This is a genomic window from Streptomyces lavendulae subsp. lavendulae (genome assembly GCF_002803845.1).
Classification (GTDB): Bacteria; Actinomycetota; Actinomycetes; order Streptomycetales; family Streptomycetaceae; genus Streptomyces; species Streptomyces lavendulae.
Genome location: NZ_CP024985.1, coordinates 4,374,153 through 4,388,773 on the forward strand (window position 1 = coordinate 4,374,153; position 14,621 = coordinate 4,388,773).

The following is a 14,621-nucleotide window of genomic DNA, read 5'->3' on the forward strand; positions in this document are numbered from 1 at the left end:
TGACCAGCAATGGCCGACGAAACCACCCCCACCGCAGAGAATCCCGCGGAGGAGCAGCCGGTGCTGCGCATCGAGCCCGTCGGGCTCGAAACGGAGATGCAGCGCTCCTACCTCGACTACGCGATGTCCGTCATCGTCTCGCGCGCCCTGCCGGACGTGCGCGACGGCCTCAAGCCGGTGCACCGCCGCGTGCTGTACGCGATGTACGACGGCGGCTACCGGCCCGAGAAGGGCTTCTACAAGTGCGCCCGCGTCGTCGGCGACGTCATGGGCACCTACCACCCGCACGGTGACAGCTCCATCTACGACGCCCTGGTCCGCCTGGCCCAGCCGTGGTCGATGCGCATGCCGCTGGTGGACTCCAACGGCAACTTCGGCTCCCCGGGCAACGACCCGGCGGCCGCGATGCGCTACACCGAGTGCAAGCTGATGCCGCTGGCCATGGAGATGCTCCGGGACATCGACGAGGAGACCGTCGACTTCACGGACAACTACGACGGCCGCAACCAGGAGCCGACCGTCCTGCCGGCCCGCTTCCCGAACCTGCTGGTCAACGGCAGCGCCGGTATCGCGGTCGGCATGGCCACCAACATCCCGCCGCACAACCTGCGCGAGGTCGCGGCCGGCGCCCAGTGGGCGCTGGAGCACCCGGAAGCCACGCACGAGGAGCTGCTCGACGCGCTCCTTGAGCGGATCAAGGGCCCCGACTTCCCCTCGGGCGCGCTGGTCGTGGGCCGCAAGGGCATCGAGGAGGCGTACCGGACCGGGCGCGGCTCCATCACGATGCGCGCGGTGGTGGAGGTCGAGGAGATCCAGAACCGCCAGTGCCTGGTGGTCACGGAACTCCCGTACCAGACCAACCCGGACAACCTCGCGCAGAAGATCGCCGACCTGGTCAAGGACGGCAAGATCGGCGGCATCGCCGACGTCCGCGACGAGACCTCGTCCCGGACGGGCCAGCGCCTGGTGATCGTGCTCAAGCGCGACGCCGTGGCCAAGGTCGTGCTGAACAACCTCTACAAGCACACCGACCTCCAGACGAACTTCGGCGCGAACATGCTGGCGCTGGTGGACGGGGTGCCGCGCACCCTGTCGATCGACGCGTTCATCCGTCACTGGGTGCAGCACCAGATCGAGGTCATCGTCCGGCGCACGAAGTTCCGTCTGCGCAAGGCGGAGGAGCGGGCGCACATCCTGCGCGGTCTGCTCAAGGCGCTGGACGCGATCGACGAGGTCATCGCCCTCATCCGGCGCAGCAACACGGTCGAGATCGCGCGCGAGGGCCTGATGGGCCTCCTGGAGATCGACGAGATCCAGGCGAACGCGATCCTGGAGATGCAGCTGCGCCGCCTGGCGGCCCTGGAGCGGCAGAAGATCGTCGCCGAGCACGACGAACTCCAGGCGAAGATCAACGAGTACAACGCGATCCTGGCCTCGCCGGGGAAGCAGCGTTCGATCGTCAGCGAGGAACTGGCGGCGATCGTCGAGAAGTTCGGCGACGACCGGCGTTCCAAGCTGGTGCCCTTCGACGGCGACATGTCCATGGAGGACCTGATCGCCGAAGAGGACATCGTCGTCACCATCACGCACGGCGGCTACGTCAAGCGCACCAAGACCGAGGACTACCGCTCGCAGAAGCGCGGCGGCAAGGGCGTGCGCGGCACGAAGCTGAAGCAGGACGACCTGGTCGACCACTTCTTCGTCTCCACCACGCACCACTGGCTGCTGTTCTTCACCAACAAGGGCCGCGTCTACCGGTCCAAGGCGTACGAGCTGCCGGACGCCGGCCGCGACGCGCGCGGGCAGCACGTGGCCAACCTGCTGGCCTTCCAGCCGGACGAGAAGATCGCCCAGATCCTCGCGATCCGCGACTACGAGGCGGCGCCCTACCTGATCCTGGCCACCAAGGGCGGCCTGGTGAAGAAGACGGCGCTGAAGGACTACGACTCGCCCCGTTCGGGTGGCGTCATCGCCATCAACCTGCGGGAGACCGAGGACGGCAGCGACGACGAGCTGATCGGCGCCGAGCTGGTGTCCGCCGAGGACGACCTGCTGCTCATCAGCAAGAAGGCGCAGTCGATCCGCTTCACGGCGACCGACGACGCGCTGCGCCCGATGGGACGCGCCACCTCCGGTGTGAAGGGCATGAGCTTCCGCGAGGGCGACGAGCTGCTGTCGATGAGCGTCGTGCGGCCGGGTACCTTCGTCTTCACCGCGACCGACGGCGGCTACGCCAAGCGGACGGCCGTGGACGAGTACCGCGTCCAGGGCCGTGGTGGTCTGGGCATCAAGGCCGCCAAGATCGTGGAGGACCGCGGTTCGCTCGTGGGCGCGCTGGTGGTCGACGAAACGGACGAGATTCTCGCCATCACGCTCGGCGGTGGTGTGATCCGTACGCGCGTCAACGAAGTCAGGGAGACGGGCCGTGACACCATGGGCGTCCAGCTGATCAACCTGGGCAAGCGCGATGCCGTGGTCGGCATCGCTCGGAACGCCGAGGCCGGTCAGGAAGCTGACGAGGTCGACGAGATCGAGACAGAGATCGAGGCCGGGGCAGCCGACGGACAGGCCGCCGAGGCGGCCGGGGGCAGTGAGTCCCCGGCAGGGGAGCACGAGGAGTAAGCGTGAGTGGAGCCACGGGCGCCGGACCGGCCAAGACTGGAGCGAACGGTGCCCGTGGCCCCGCCGCGGACTCCCAGGGGGGACAGGGGGCAACGGTGACGGACACCCGGGGACCGGAGCCTGAGTCGGCGCCGGCCGCGCAGCCGCAGGCGAAGGCGAAGGCCAAGGCGAACGGCAAGCAGAAGGACGGCGCGGGCCAGGAGCGGGGCGCGCAGCCGTACCAGCCCCCGCAGGCCTACGCGGCCCCCAAGGGCCCCGGCGCGCAGCGGGGGCCCAGTCCGGTCGCCCGGACGACGCCGAGGACGCGCAAGGCGCGGCTGCGGGTGGCCAAGGCCGACCCGTGGTCGGTGATGAAGGTCAGCTTCCTGCTGTCGATCGCGCTGGGCGTGTGCACCGTCGTCGCGGCGGCGGTGCTGTGGATGGTCATGGACGCCATGGGCATCTTCTCCACCGTCGGCGGCACGATCAGCGAGGCGACCGGTTCCAACGAGGGCAACGGGTTCGACCTCCAGTCGTTCCTGTCGCTGCCGCGCGTGCTGATCTTCACCTCGGTGATCGCGGTGATCGACGTGGTGCTGATGACGGCTCTGGCGACGCTGGGATCGTTCATCTACAACCTGTCGGCGGGCTTCGTGGGCGGCGTGGAGCTCACGCTCGCCGAGGACGAATGACCTGCGCGGACGCCCCGTAGAGCGCGATTTTGGCTCGACCGCGTCTGTGCGCTAATCTTCAGGAGTCAGCGCGCAGCGCGGATGGGGCTATAGCTCAGTTGGTTAGAGCGCATCCCTGATAAGGATGAGGCCACAGGTTCAAATCCTGTTAGCCCCACAGTGTCGAAGACCCCCAGGCCCATGGCCTGGGGGTCTTTGTCGTTGGGCCATGTGAGGGGTTGCCAGGTAACCGATCGGTATCGGCCGGTGTGTATTGTTGGCCGCCAGAAGTCCCCTACGTCAACGAAAGACGAGGTCGCGCGGTGAAGAAGCTGCTCCTGGTCGCACTGGCCGCCATCGGCGGTCTCCTCGTGTACCGCCAGATCCAGGCGGACCGCGCCGAGCAGGACCTGTGGACGGAGGCAACCGACTCCGTGCCCTCTGGTTCCGGCGTGTGAGACCCGCTTGATTCCATGAAGCCCCGGCTGCCGCTGCTGCCGGGGCTTCGTGCTGTTCCGTCCCGGGAAATCCGTGAAGTTCCGTTCTGCAACGATTTTGCTTGCATTGGCAAAAATCGGGAGGGAGTGGGGTGGACGTGAGCGTGCGGGTGCGTCGGGGACGCGGGGCGGGCGCGGTCGTGCGCCTCGGGCTGGCCGCGGCACTGGTGGCTTTCTGGCTGCCGGGGGCCGCCCGCGCGGCGGCCGGACCCTCCCCGGGCCCGGCCCCGCCGCCGCGCTACCGGGCGGCCGAGGGGGCCCGGCAGGTGCAGGGCGCGCCCTCCACGGCGGACGCCCCGCTGCTGGAGCCCGGGGTGGTCTACGAGGACACCGCGGTCCCCGGCGAACGGGTCTACCGGCTCGGCCTCGACGCCGCCTCCACCGTGTACGTCTCCGCCGTGCTGCGCCCGCCCGCGGGGAGCGCGGTCGGGTATTCCGACGGGGTCGAGGTCGAGGTCATGACCAACGCCGGCCGTGCCTGCCCGTACAACCCGGGCCGCGCCTCCTTCGGCCGCGACCCGGTCCCGCTCGCGGCGGCGGGCCAGCGGCGGCTGGAGGAGGACGCCGAGTGCCAGGGCGCGGGGACGTACTACGCGAAGGTCACCCGGTCGGCCGCGAAGGACTCCGACCGGGCGGCCTGGCCGGTGGAACTGCTCGTGCTGCGCGAACCGGCCCCGGCCGCGGGCAGCGCCCCGGTCTCCCCGCCGCCCGTCCTGCCCTCGCCCTCCCCGGCCCTGCCGGGCACGGACGCGGTCGCCCGCACCGGGGGGACCGGCTTCAACGACGCGCGGGCGCTGGGCTCCGGGGTGTGGCGCGACGACCTGAGGCCCGGACAGACGCGGTTCTACCGGGTCCCGCTGGACTGGGGGCAGCGGCTGGCGGTCGGCGCCGAGATCGCGAAGGCCCGGATGACCCGGCCGTCCGGCTCCGCCCCCGACGGGCTCACGGTCTCGCTGTACGCGCCCTACCGGGGGCTCGTGGATTCCGGGGACACGTCCTACGACGGGCAGCAGGCCGCCGTGACCCTGCCGGGGACGGCGCCGGTGGCGTACGCGAACCGCTTCTCCGACCGGGCGGAGGTCCGGCCGCTGCGGGTGGCGGGCTGGTACTACGTCGCCGTCACCCTGGGCGGGAAGGTGGGGGAGTTCACCGAGGACGCCTCGCCGGTGCCGCTGACGCTACGGGTGGACGTGGGCGGGGTCCGCGCCCCGGAGCCCGCCTACCGGGAGGGGCTGGCGGCGGCGGGCTTCGGGGTCGGCGCCGCCGAGCGGGCCGCCGCGAAGGAGGGGCTCACCGTCCCCGAGGCGGCCGCTCGGGAGGGGGACCGCTCCCAGATGCGGACCGTGGCGGGGGCCGGCTTCGGGACGGGCGCCCTGCTGCTGCTCGGGCTCGGCGGCTGGTTCCTGCTGTCCCGGCGCCACTTCGCCGGCGGAACCTAGATCCGGGTCAGTGCCCAGGTGCCGACCGCGAAGCAGAGCAGGGCCGCCGAGAGGATCGCGGCGGTGGCCGCGGCGGGGGGCGGCGGGATCCGGCGGGGCGGGCGCGCCGGGGCCGGGGGCGGCGGGGAGGACGGGGGTGCCAGGTGGAACCCGTCCGTCTCCTCGGGGCCCCGGCCGGGCGGCGGCCCGAAGGCACCCGCACCCGCGCCCGAGCCCGCGGCGGGCGGCCCGTGCGGGGGCGCCGGGGAAGGGGCGGGCACGGGCTCCGGGGAGGGCACGCGGGAGGGCGCGCGGGAGGGCGCGGGCGCGGGCGGGGAGCTCGGGGCCGAGGGTCCGTCCGGGCCGAAACCGGCGGGGAGCGGGCCGAGTTGGTCGAACACCTCCACCGGATCCTCGTCCGGGTCGGGCGACGGCAGCAACAGGACCGCCTCGGCAAGGGCCTTGCGCGCCCCTGTGGCGGTCCGGAACCGCTTTCCGGGGTCCGGGTGCAGGAGGTTCGAGATCACGTCCCACAGGGGCGCGGGAACGCCTTCAGGGGCTGCGGGAACGCCCTGGGCGGCGAACTGCCCGGACAGGGCGAGGGAGTCGGGCCTGCGGCCCTGCAGCAGGTACAGCGCGACGAGTCCCGCGGCGAAGAGGTCGCAGGGGAAATCGGGCTCGGCGCCCGTCAGTTGCTCGGGGGCGAAGTACCCCGGGGTGCCGACGACCAGATCGGTCCCGGTCAGCCGCGGCTCGCCCTTGCGCATCGAGATGCCGAAGTCGGACAGCCGCAGGTGCGGCCGCCCGGTTCCGGTGGCCTCCAGCAGGATGTTGGCCGGTTTGACGTCGCGGTGGACGACGCCCTCCGCGTGCACCGCCGCCAGCCCCGACAGGAGCTGGTCGAGCAGCGTGCACGCGAACCGGGGCGGCAGGGCCCCGTAGTCCCCGATCAGATGGGCGAGGGAGCCGCCCGCGACGAGGTCCATGGTGAGCAGGACCTTGTCGTCGTCCGCCGCCCAGCCGGCCGGGGCCAGCACGTGCGGGTGGTCGATGCGCAGGGCCTGCTCGCGCACGAAGCGCAGCAGGGCGTGGGCGTCGCCGTGCAGGAGGACCTTCGCGGCCACGTACCGGTGGCGGCGGTGGTCCCAGGCCCGCCAGACGGCGCCCGCGCCACCGCGCCCGATCGGGTCGGCCAGTTCGTACCGGCCGGCGAAGACCTCACCCATCGCTGCGCCCGTCCCCCGTCCCCCGTCACGCGCGTGCGTCAGTTCTGGTGGGCCTCGTAGTGGGCCACCGCCTCCGCGGTGCGGCCCGCGCCGTAGACCCGGAGGAACTCTGCCAGTTCCGGATGGCTGGGTGCGAGGGAATCCGCCGCGTCGATGATGTCGCCGGCCGCGGAGACCGATCGCAGCAGCGACTGGATCTCCCGGACGACCCGCTTGACCGTGGGCGCGCCGGAACTCGTCGTCGTCTGACCGCTGTTGCTGAGGACGGAGCCTCCCTGGGTGTTCTTGATCTCGTCCATCCGGTCGGTGGCCTCGGCCGCGCTGACGCTTCCGTCCGCAACCTGTCCGGCGAGGTCCTGGAGGGCCTGGACCCGCTGGACCACGGCGGGGTTCCCGATCTTGGCGCGCTGCCCGCTCATCAGCTGGGACAGCATCGGCGCCGACAGCCCGAGGACGGCAGCGAGGCGGGCCTGGTTCAGGCCGAGGTCATCTATGAGCCGTCGGAACAGCGCGCCGAGCGGCTCCCCGTACCAACTGCGCTGCAGTTCCCTGGCTCTGGCCGTGGCCTCTTGCTGTACTGCGTCCACTCTGACTACTCCCCTTCGCTGGTGCGAACCTCGCGAGCATCTTACGGAGCGTGGTCGCGGGGCGGGAGTCCCTATCATTTTGCGGGATGCGGGGGTACACCGGGTACTCTGTGCTGCGGAACGGCCGCTCTCTCACCGGGAGGGGTCGCGTCCGGTTGCTCGGGGCCTTAGCTCAGTTGGTAGAGCGCTGCCTTTGCAAGGCAGATGTCAGGAGTTCGAATCTCCTAGGCTCCACATTCAAAGACCCCCTGACCAGCGGAAACGCCGGTCAGGGGGTCTTTTGCGTACCGGGCCTCAGGCGGTGCGGGGGCGGCGCAGGAGGGTGGCCGTCACGGCGGTGGCGGTCAGCAGGAGGGCGGCGCCGAGGGCGAAGGCGAGGTGGTAGCCGCCCGTGAGGGATTCGGCCGGGGTGTGACCCGCCGCGGTCAGGGACCCGGTGCGGGAGGCGGCCAGGGTGGACAGGACGGCGACGCCGAGGGCCATGCCGATCTGCTGGGTGGTGTTGAAGAGCCCCGACGCGAGGCCCGCGTCCCGCTCGTCGGCGCCGGACATCCCCAGGGCGGTGAGCGCCGGCAGGGCCAGGCCGAAGCCGGAGGCCAGCAGCATCACGGGCAGCAGGTCGGTGACGTAGTCCGCGTGCACCGGCAGCCGGGTCAGCAGGCCGAGGCCCGCGGTCAGCAGCCCGAGCCCGGCGAGGAGCACGGCGCGCTCGCCGAAGCGGGCGTTCAGGCGGGCCGAGACGCCGAGCGAGACGGCGCCGATGGACAGGGCGGCGGGCAGCATCGCGAGGCCGGTCTCCGCGGCGCCGTAGCCCCGGACCCGCTGGAGGTAGAGGGCCAGCAGGATCTGGAAGGAGAACAGCGCGGCCACCATCAGCATCTGGACCAGGTTCGCGCCGACCACGGTGCGCGAGCGCAGGACCCGCAGCGGCATCAGGGGGACGCGGGCCCGGGCCTGGCGCACGGTGAAGGCGGCGAGCAGGGCCAGGGAGAGACCGCCGAGGCCGAGGGTGTGCGCGGAGGTCCAGCCGTACGCCTCGACGGTGACGACGGCGTAGATGCCGGTCATCAGTCCGGCGGTGACCAGGACCGCGCCGATGGCGTCGGCTCCGGCGCGCAGGCCGAGGCCGCGGTCGGAGGGCAGCGCGGGGAGGGCGGCGAGCAGGGCGGCGATGCCGATGGGCAGGTTGATGAAGAAGATCCAGTGCCAGTCCAGGGCGTCGGTGAGGACCCCGCCCAGCACCTGGCCCAGGGAGGCTCCGGCGGCTCCGGTGAAGGAGAAGACGGCGATCGCCCGGGTGCGTTCGCGCGTTCCCGTGAACAGGGTGATCAGGATCCCGAGGCTGACGGAGGAGGCCATCGCGCTGCCCACGCCCTGGAGGAAGCGGGCGGCGATCAGCAGGGCGGGCGAACCGGCGAGGCCGGCCAGGAGCGAGGCGGCCGTGAAGACGGCGGTGCCCGCCAGGAACATCCGCTTGCGGCCGATCAGGTCGCCGAGGCGCCCCGCGAGGAGCAGCAGGCTGCCGAAGGCGATCAGGTAGGCGTTGACCACCCAGCTGAGGCCGGCGGGGGTGAAGCCGAGGTCGTTCTGGATGGCCGGCATGGCCACGGTGACGATGCTGCCGTCGAGGACGGTCATGAGCATGCCGGTGGAGAGCACGGCGAGGGCGGTCCAGCGCGAGCGGAGCCGGGGCGCCGGGGGTGCGGGTGTGGGTGTGGGTGCGGTGGCCTGGAGCGTGGCGGGCATCGGTTTCTCCGGTCGCGGTGAGGCGGCAGGTCGTCGTATCCGGCGACTGGTGCGACCGTAGCAGATGGTTTTGTTGCAGACTATATTTCTCGGATCGAATTGCTAGGCTGAGGTCATGACCTCCATGGCGCCCACCGCACGGACCGAGCCCGACCTGTCCTTCCTCCTGGACCACACCAGCCACGTCCTGCGCACCCGCATGGCCGCGGCCCTCGGCGGGATCGGGCTGACGGCCCGGATGCACTGCGTCCTGGTGCACGCCCTGGAGGAGGAGCGCAGCCAGATCCAGCTGGCCGAGATCGGTGACATGGACAAGACGACGATGGTGGTGACCGTCGACGCCCTGGAGAAGGCCGGCCTGGCCGAGCGGCGGCCTTCGAGCACGGACCGCAGGGCCCGGATCATCGCCGTGACCGAGAAGGGGGCCGAGGTCGCCGCCGAGAGCACCAAGATCGTCGACCGGGTGCACGCCGAGGCCCTCGGCCCGCTCTCCGCGACCGACCGCGAGGCCCTCCTGCGCACGCTGAGGCAGCTCGCCGAGGAGGCCCTCGCGACCCCGTCGGAGAGCCCCCGCCCGGCCCGTCGCGCGCGTCAGTAGCCGCCCGGGGCCTCCCCGCGCGGGCGGCTCGGGGGACGTCGCCGGGTGTCCCCCCAACGGCCCCGTCACTGGGCCGTCCGGGCCCCGGTGGCGGACAGTGGAGGGGAGAGGTACCGAGCCCGGGGGGCAACACCACGGCGGAGGCGTACGCACATGGGACTCTTCGACTTCCTGAAGTCCGACAAGAACAAGGAACCCGAGGCCGCCGAGAAGGCGAAGGGGCAGGCGGAGCAGCAGGCCGCGGCGGGGTCCGCGTCCGCCACCACCATGGGCGGCAAGTACACCGACGCCGCGGCGGCCGGCGAGCGGACGGCCGCGACCGCGCCGCACAGGGCCCCGGAGTCCGGGCGGGCCATGCCCAGCCCGACGTCGGCCGCGCACAAGGCGGTACCGGTGTCACCGAAGCCGCCCATGGCTACCCCGCCCCGGCCGCCCGTCGCCGCAGCGCCCCGCACGCCCGCGGCGCCGCCGCCCCCGGTGTCCGGGCGGGCCATGCCCAGCCCGACGTCGGCCGCGCACAAGGCGGTACCGGTCTCGCCCAAGCCGTCACCGACCGCCAAGAAGCGGATGTACACGGTCAAGGAGGGCGACTCGCTCTCCGCGATCGCCCGCCGCGAGCTCGGCAACGAGGCCCGGTGGCGCGAGCTCTACGCCATGAACAGGGCCGTCGTCGGCCCGAACCCCGACATGATCCTGCCGGGCATGGTCCTCACCCTCCCCCACTAGCCGGACGGCGGTGGTGCGGACACGGCAGGGGCCCGGATCCAGGTGATGGATCCGGGCCCCTGCGGGTGTGCGCCGTCAGTGCCGCTCGTCCCCCTCGGAGCCGTTGGGCGCCTTGGTGGGCGGACCCGTCTGCGCCTCGCGCTCCTTCTCCGCCAGTTCGTCGTCGAAGCTGGCCGGTTCGCTGTCGCGGGTGAGTTCGGTGGCCGCCGGGGGCTCCACGAGCCAGTCCGGGTTCGACTGCCGGTCCCACCACTTCCACACCACGAAGGCGGCGCCCGCCACGAGGCCGACGAGCGCGACCCCGCGCAGCGTCCGGTGGCAGCGCGCCCGCCGCTCGTGGCGCCGGACCAGCCGGTGGACCTCCTTGGCCGACACCTGGCCGCGCAGGGCGGCCAGCGCCGCCGTCGAGCGGGCAGCCGCCTCCTCGGCGACCGGCGTGGCCGCCGCCACCGCGCTCTCGATGCGGGGCTGGGTGTAGTCGGCGGCCTGGCGCGCCGCACGGCGCGTCTGCTCGATCGCCTGGGCCGCGGCCCGGTCGACGGGGGGCGGTACGTGGGCGCGCGCCGCCACCATGCGGGGATGCAGATGGGTGTCGTAGGCCGTGCGTGCGTGGAGCGAGGCCTGACCGGCCGCGTACGAGACCTTCGGCGCCAGCCGCTCGTTCGCCTCCTGCGCGTAGTGCACGGCGGTGTTCCGCGCGGTCTCCGCGTACGGCGCCACCGCTTCCGCCGCGTGCCTCACGGTGTCCCTGGCGCTCTCGGCGGCCAGGCGCACGCTGTCGTTGCGTGTCACAGGATCCTCCTCCTCGGTGGCGGACACAGTTCACCTTTCCACCCTTTCTCGGATCATGCCTGCCATCGCGCCGCCGGGCATGCGTGACAGGGCATCCGAGTGGAGGATTTCTGTGCCCGGCTGCCCTCCGTGGGAGGATCGGGACCGACAGTGATGACTATGGAAGGCAGACCCGTGGCCGAGAAGCTCTACGCCACCCTGAAGACCAACCACGGCGACATCGAGATCGAGCTGCTGGAGAACTTCGCGCCCAAGACCGTCCGCAACTTCGTGGAGCTGGCCACGGGCGCCCGCGAGTGGACCCGTCCGACCGACGGCCAGAAGACCACCGCTCCGCTCTACGACGGCACCGTCTTCCACCGCGTCATCAGCGGTTTCATGATCCAGGGCGGCGACCCGCTCGGCAACGGCACCGGCGGCCCGGGCTACCGCTTCGCCGACGAGTTCCACCCCGACCTGGCCTTCACCAAGCCCTACCTGCTCGCGATGGCCAACGCCGGCCCGGGCACCAACGGCTCGCAGTTCTTCATCACGGTCGCGCCCACCGCCTGGCTGACCCGCAAGCACACCATCTTCGGCGAGGTGACCGACCCGGCCAGCCAGAAGGTCGTGGACAAGATCGCGTCGGGCGCCACCAATCCGCGCACCGAGCGCCCCCTGGACGACGTGATCATCCAGTCGGTCGTCGTGGAGCGGCGCTGACCGCGCCGGAGAACCGCCGACGCGTCCCGTCGGCCGGCGCGCGCCCCCGCACCGGCCCGGGAACCTTTGCGCCCCGCCCGTCCGTCCTGGTTGTGTACCCGGACCGGCGGGGCACCTCCCCCGCCGCCCGCGCCGCCGATCGAGGGGACCGATGGACACCGACCGTCTGCCGGGCTGCTACCGCCACCCGGACCGCGACACGGGCATCACCTGCACCCGCTGCGACCGCCCGGTCTGCCCCGAGTGCAGGGTCGACGCCGCGGTCGGCTTCCAGTGCGTGGAATGCGTCCGCGGGGGCTCCGGTACCGGGCACGCCCCCGCCGCGACCGCCCCGCGCACCCTCGCGGGCGGCCGGGTCGCGGCCGATCCCCAGCTCGTCACCAAGATCCTGATCGGGATCAACGTGGCGGTCCTCCTCGCCACGTACGCCGTACCGGGGCTGGCCGTCCAGCTGGAGCTGCTCGGCCGCTACGTCGAGTACTACGGGGCCCCGCTGGAGGGGATCTCCACAGGCCAGTACCACCGGCTGCTGACCTCGGTGTTCCTGCACGTCGAGTGGTGGCACATCTTCAGCAACATGCTGGCCCTGTGGGTGATCGGCGGCCCGCTGGAGGCCGCCCTGGGGCGGGCCCGCTACCTCGCCCTCTACCTGCTGTCGGGGCTGGGCGGCAGCGCCCTCGTGTACCTGCTGACCGCGCCGAACACGCCGACCCTCGGCGCCTCGGGCGCCATCTGCGGGCTCCTCGGCGCCACCGTGGTCCTCGCCCGCCGGTTGCGCTACGAGATGCGGCCGGTCCTGATCACGCTCGGGCTGATGCTGCTGATCACCTTCGTACCGCTGGGCGGCAGCCTGACGGTGTCCTGGCAGGCGCACATCGGCGGCCTGGTGACCGGCGCCCTGGTGGCGCTCGGCATGCTGGCACCCGCCACCGGCAGGAAGCGCATACTGGTACAGGCGGGTACCTGCGCGGCAGTGTTCCTGCTGGCCTTGGTGGTGGTCATGGTCCGGACGGCCGAACTCACCTGATCACACCGGCGTCAACTCTCCACAGAGTTATCCACAGATCTTCTGTCTTTTCCTCAGGTGTGGATGACGCTGTGGATAACTCCTGGGGAGGGCTTGCGCCGCAGCGCTATCCGCGCATTACTTCCACTGCGTGGAGACGCCGAATCCGGCTGCGATAAATCCGAAACCGACCACGATGTTCCAATTGCCCAGGGCCTCGACGGGCAGCTGGGTGTCGGTCACGTAGAAGACGACGATCCACGCGAGACCGATGAGGAAGAACGCCAGCATGACCGGGGCGACCCAGCTGCGGTTCGTCAGCCTGATCGTCTGCGCCTGCTTCGCCGGCGGCGGCGTGTAGTCGTCCTTCTTGCGGATACGTGACTTCGGCACGAGGGGCTCTCCTGTCGATGCGCTGGGGACCTGGCCTGCCCCGGGCGTCCGTTAGCGTAGTGGACCTGTGGCGTTGAAGGAGAAGGGTACGTTGAGCGATTCCGACGACTCCTCCGCGGGTCCCCGTCGCCGGACCGGGGTGGCCCGGCTGCTGACGGCCGCCGTCTTCGCCCTGGCAGGCCTCATCTTCGTCACCAGTTTCAACACCTCCAAGGGTACGAACATCCGGACGGACGCCTCGCTCCTGAAGCTGTCCGACCTGATCCACGAGCGCAGCGCCAACAACGCCGAGCTGGAGAAGACCGCCGCGCTCGCCCGCGACCGGGTGGACGCCCTCGCCGAACGCGACGACGGCAGCACCAGGGCCGAGGACGCCAAACTGGCCGCCCTGCGCACCGCCGCGGGCACCGAGGAGCTCTCCGGCAAGGGGCTGAGCGTCACCCTCAACGACGCGCCGCCGAACGCCACCGCCCGCGTCCCGGGCGTGCCCGAACCCCAGCCCAACGACCTGGTCATCCACCAGCAGGACCTCCAGGCCGTGGTGAACGCCCTGTGGCAGGGCGGCGCCCAGGGCATCGAGGTCATGGGGCAGCGGCTGATCTCCACCAGCGCGGTGCGCTGCGTGGGCAACACCCTGATCCTCCAGGGCCGGGTCTACTCGCCCCCGTACAAGGTGTCCGCCGTCGGTGACCCGGGCGCGTTGCGCAAGGCCCTCGCGGCCTCCCCCGCCCTGCAGAACTACCAGCTGTACGTCAACGCGTACGGGCTCGGCTGGAAAGTGGACGAGGACAAGAGGCTGACACTGCCGGGGTACTCCGGCACAGTGGACCTCCACTATGCGAAGCCGCTGGAGTCCGCCGCGCCCTGACGTCGTACTGCGCCTGGTGGTACGGACGTTCAGCGAGGTGTGCCTGACGGCCGGGACGCTGATCGTGCTGTTCGTGGCCTACGTGCTGCTGTGGACCGGGGTCAAGGCCGACCGGGCCATGGAGGGCGAACGGGACCGGCTGCGCGACCGCTGGGCTGCCGCGGCCGCTACCCAGCCCCCGCCGACCGCCGCCGACCGGCCCCCGCCGACCGCCGCCGCCCAGGCCCCGCCGGCCGCCGCGGCACCCCCGCAGCAGGCCGCGGAGCCGCCGCCGCGGCCCCGTACCGCCGGGCAGGCCTTCGCCGAGATGTACGTGCCCCGCTTCGGCCCCGACTGGAGCAAACCGGTCCTGGAGGGCACGGACCCCGGCGTGCTGAGGAAGGGCCTCGGCCACTACGCGGGCACGGCCGGGCCCGGGGAGGCCGGCAACTTCGCGGTGGCCGGACACCGGCGCACCTACGGGGACCCCTTCAAGGACGTCCCCGAACTCCGTCCGGGGGACGAGGTGATCGTCCGGGACGCCACGCACCGGTACACGTACACCGTCCGCGCCGCACCGCTGCGCACCCTGCCCACCGAGGTCGCGGTCGTCGACCCGGTGCCCGCGCGGTCCCCCTTCACCACCCCGGGCAGATACCTGACGCTGACCACCTGCGATCCCGAATGGGGACACAGCCACCGGCTGGTCGTCTGGGCGGAACTCACCGGAACCGGTCCCGCCGCACCCGGCTGAGCGCAGGGATTGCCCCGGTGACCCCCAACGGCGGGGTCCTGGCCTTTAGGCTGTTGC

The 14,621-nt window shown here is 72.0% G+C and carries 15 protein-coding genes and 2 tRNA genes; 12 read left to right on the forward strand and 5 right to left on the reverse strand.

Going from position 1 to position 14,621, the window contains the following annotated elements:
• The first annotated feature begins 9 nt into the window (after positions 1-9).
• The 5 genes from gyrA to SLAV_RS19155 all read left to right on the forward strand — a co-directional run bounded on the left by gyrA (position 10) and on the right by SLAV_RS19155 (position 5,208).
• Positions 10-2,622 (forward strand): DNA gyrase subunit A, encoded by a 2,613-nt coding sequence (gene gyrA, locus SLAV_RS19135; RefSeq protein WP_030225178.1) that lies wholly within the window; start codon positions 10-12, stop codon positions 2,620-2,622.
• A 2-nt stretch (positions 2,623-2,624) separates the two neighbouring features.
• Positions 2,625-3,293: a DUF3566 domain-containing protein gene (locus SLAV_RS19140; RefSeq protein WP_037686163.1), complete on the forward strand. Its 669-nt coding sequence runs from the start codon at positions 2,625-2,627 to the stop codon at positions 3,291-3,293.
• A gap of 83 nt (positions 3,294-3,376) precedes the next feature.
• A tRNA-Ile gene (locus tag SLAV_RS19145) sits at positions 3,377-3,450 on the forward strand.
• A gap of 145 nt (positions 3,451-3,595) precedes the next feature.
• The gene (locus tag SLAV_RS42500; RefSeq protein WP_208809277.1) at positions 3,596-3,730 is read left to right on the forward strand and encodes a DLW-39 family protein; all 135 of its coding nucleotides are present in this window, start codon (positions 3,596-3,598) and stop codon (positions 3,728-3,730) included.
• A 137-nt stretch (positions 3,731-3,867) separates the two neighbouring features.
• Positions 3,868-5,208 (forward strand): hypothetical protein, encoded by a 1,341-nt coding sequence (locus tag SLAV_RS19155; protein ID WP_234333375.1) that lies wholly within the window; start codon positions 3,868-3,870, stop codon positions 5,206-5,208.
• Here the strand turns inward: SLAV_RS19155 and SLAV_RS19160 are convergent.
• Together SLAV_RS19160 and SLAV_RS19165 are read right to left on the reverse strand one after the other, a co-directional pair.
• Positions 5,205-6,413, reverse strand: a complete 1,209-nt coding sequence (locus SLAV_RS19160) for a serine/threonine-protein kinase (RefSeq protein WP_030225175.1) — start codon at positions 6,411-6,413, stop codon at positions 5,205-5,207. The genes SLAV_RS19155 and SLAV_RS19160 overlap by 4 nt on opposite strands.
• Positions 6,414-6,451: 38 nt before the next feature.
• Positions 6,452-7,000 carry a helix-turn-helix domain-containing protein gene (locus tag SLAV_RS19165; protein WP_030225168.1) on the reverse strand — a complete coding sequence of 183 codons (549 nt, stop codon included), beginning with the start codon at positions 6,998-7,000 and terminating at the stop codon, positions 6,452-6,454.
• 161 nt (positions 7,001-7,161) lie between these two features.
• Between SLAV_RS19165 and SLAV_RS19170 the strand changes: the two genes are divergently transcribed.
• Positions 7,162-7,234, forward strand: a tRNA-Ala gene (locus tag SLAV_RS19170).
• A 60-nt stretch (positions 7,235-7,294) separates the two neighbouring features.
• On the opposite strand, the gene SLAV_RS19175 is transcribed toward SLAV_RS19170, so the two are convergent.
• Positions 7,295-8,746, reverse strand: a complete 1,452-nt coding sequence (locus SLAV_RS19175) for an MFS transporter (RefSeq protein ID WP_030225166.1) — start codon at positions 8,744-8,746, stop codon at positions 7,295-7,297.
• Between the two features lie 115 nt (positions 8,747-8,861).
• Here SLAV_RS19175 and SLAV_RS19180 point away from each other — a divergent pair, with 115 nt between their 5' ends.
• Both SLAV_RS19180 and SLAV_RS19185 read left to right on the forward strand, forming a co-directional pair.
• A complete protein-coding gene (locus SLAV_RS19180; protein ID WP_030225164.1) occupies positions 8,862-9,344 on the forward strand; it encodes a MarR family winged helix-turn-helix transcriptional regulator in 483 nt (160 codons plus the stop codon).
• A gap of 153 nt (positions 9,345-9,497) precedes the next feature.
• Positions 9,498-10,070 carry a LysM peptidoglycan-binding domain-containing protein gene (locus SLAV_RS19185; RefSeq protein ID WP_037686160.1) on the forward strand — a complete coding sequence of 191 codons (573 nt, stop codon included), beginning with the start codon at positions 9,498-9,500 and terminating at the stop codon, positions 10,068-10,070.
• Between the two features lie 75 nt (positions 10,071-10,145).
• Here SLAV_RS19185 and SLAV_RS19190 read toward each other — a convergent pair whose 3' ends face one another.
• The gene (locus SLAV_RS19190) at positions 10,146-10,862 is read right to left on the reverse strand and encodes a DUF5324 family protein (protein WP_030225162.1); all 717 of its coding nucleotides are present in this window, start codon (positions 10,860-10,862) and stop codon (positions 10,146-10,148) included.
• Between the two features lie 174 nt (positions 10,863-11,036).
• On the opposite strand from SLAV_RS19190, the gene SLAV_RS19195 reads away from it, so the two are divergent.
• Together SLAV_RS19195 and SLAV_RS19200 are read left to right on the forward strand one after the other, a co-directional pair.
• Positions 11,037-11,564, forward strand: a complete 528-nt coding sequence (locus SLAV_RS19195; RefSeq protein WP_030225161.1) for a peptidylprolyl isomerase — start codon at positions 11,037-11,039, stop codon at positions 11,562-11,564.
• A gap of 151 nt (positions 11,565-11,715) precedes the next feature.
• A complete protein-coding gene (locus SLAV_RS19200) occupies positions 11,716-12,591 on the forward strand; it encodes a rhomboid family intramembrane serine protease (RefSeq protein WP_030225159.1) in 876 nt (291 codons plus the stop codon).
• Between the two features lie 117 nt (positions 12,592-12,708).
• On the opposite strand, the gene crgA is transcribed toward SLAV_RS19200, so the two are convergent.
• Positions 12,709-12,963 (reverse strand): cell division protein CrgA, encoded by a 255-nt coding sequence (crgA, locus tag SLAV_RS19205; RefSeq protein ID WP_030225155.1) that lies wholly within the window; start codon positions 12,961-12,963, stop codon positions 12,709-12,711.
• 91 nt (positions 12,964-13,054) lie between these two features.
• Here crgA and SLAV_RS19210 point away from each other — a divergent pair, with 91 nt between their 5' ends.
• Together SLAV_RS19210 and SLAV_RS19215 are read left to right on the forward strand one after the other, a co-directional pair.
• Entirely contained in the window at positions 13,055-13,831 is a 777-nt protein-coding gene (locus SLAV_RS19210) for a DUF881 domain-containing protein (RefSeq protein WP_030225153.1), read from the forward strand.
• The gene (locus tag SLAV_RS19215) at positions 13,800-14,564 is read left to right on the forward strand and encodes a class E sortase (RefSeq protein ID WP_030225151.1); all 765 of its coding nucleotides are present in this window, start codon (positions 13,800-13,802) and stop codon (positions 14,562-14,564) included. The genes SLAV_RS19210 and SLAV_RS19215 overlap by 32 nt, the downstream gene beginning before the upstream one ends.
• The last annotated feature ends 57 nt before the right edge of the window (positions 14,565-14,621 follow it).

Bases quoted from the DNA above. Each gene is read 5' to 3' on its own strand.
- gyrA (WP_030225178.1), top strand. From the start codon at position 10: ATGGCCGACGAAACCACCCCCACCGCAGAGAATCCCGCGGAGGAGCAG.
- SLAV_RS19160 (WP_030225175.1), bottom strand. From the start codon at position 6,413: ATGGGTGAGGTCTTCGCCGGCCGGTACGAACTGGCCGACCCGATCGGG.
- SLAV_RS19175 (WP_030225166.1), bottom strand. From the start codon at position 8,746: ATGCCCGCCACGCTCCAGGCCACCGCACCCACACCCACACCCGCACCC.
- SLAV_RS19180 (WP_030225164.1), top strand. From the start codon at position 8,862: ATGACCTCCATGGCGCCCACCGCACGGACCGAGCCCGACCTGTCCTTC.
- SLAV_RS19185 (WP_037686160.1), top strand. From the start codon at position 9,498: ATGGGACTCTTCGACTTCCTGAAGTCCGACAAGAACAAGGAACCCGAG.
- SLAV_RS19200 (WP_030225159.1), top strand. From the start codon at position 11,716: ATGGACACCGACCGTCTGCCGGGCTGCTACCGCCACCCGGACCGCGAC.
- SLAV_RS19215 (WP_030225151.1), top strand. From the start codon at position 13,800: ATGCGAAGCCGCTGGAGTCCGCCGCGCCCTGACGTCGTACTGCGCCTG.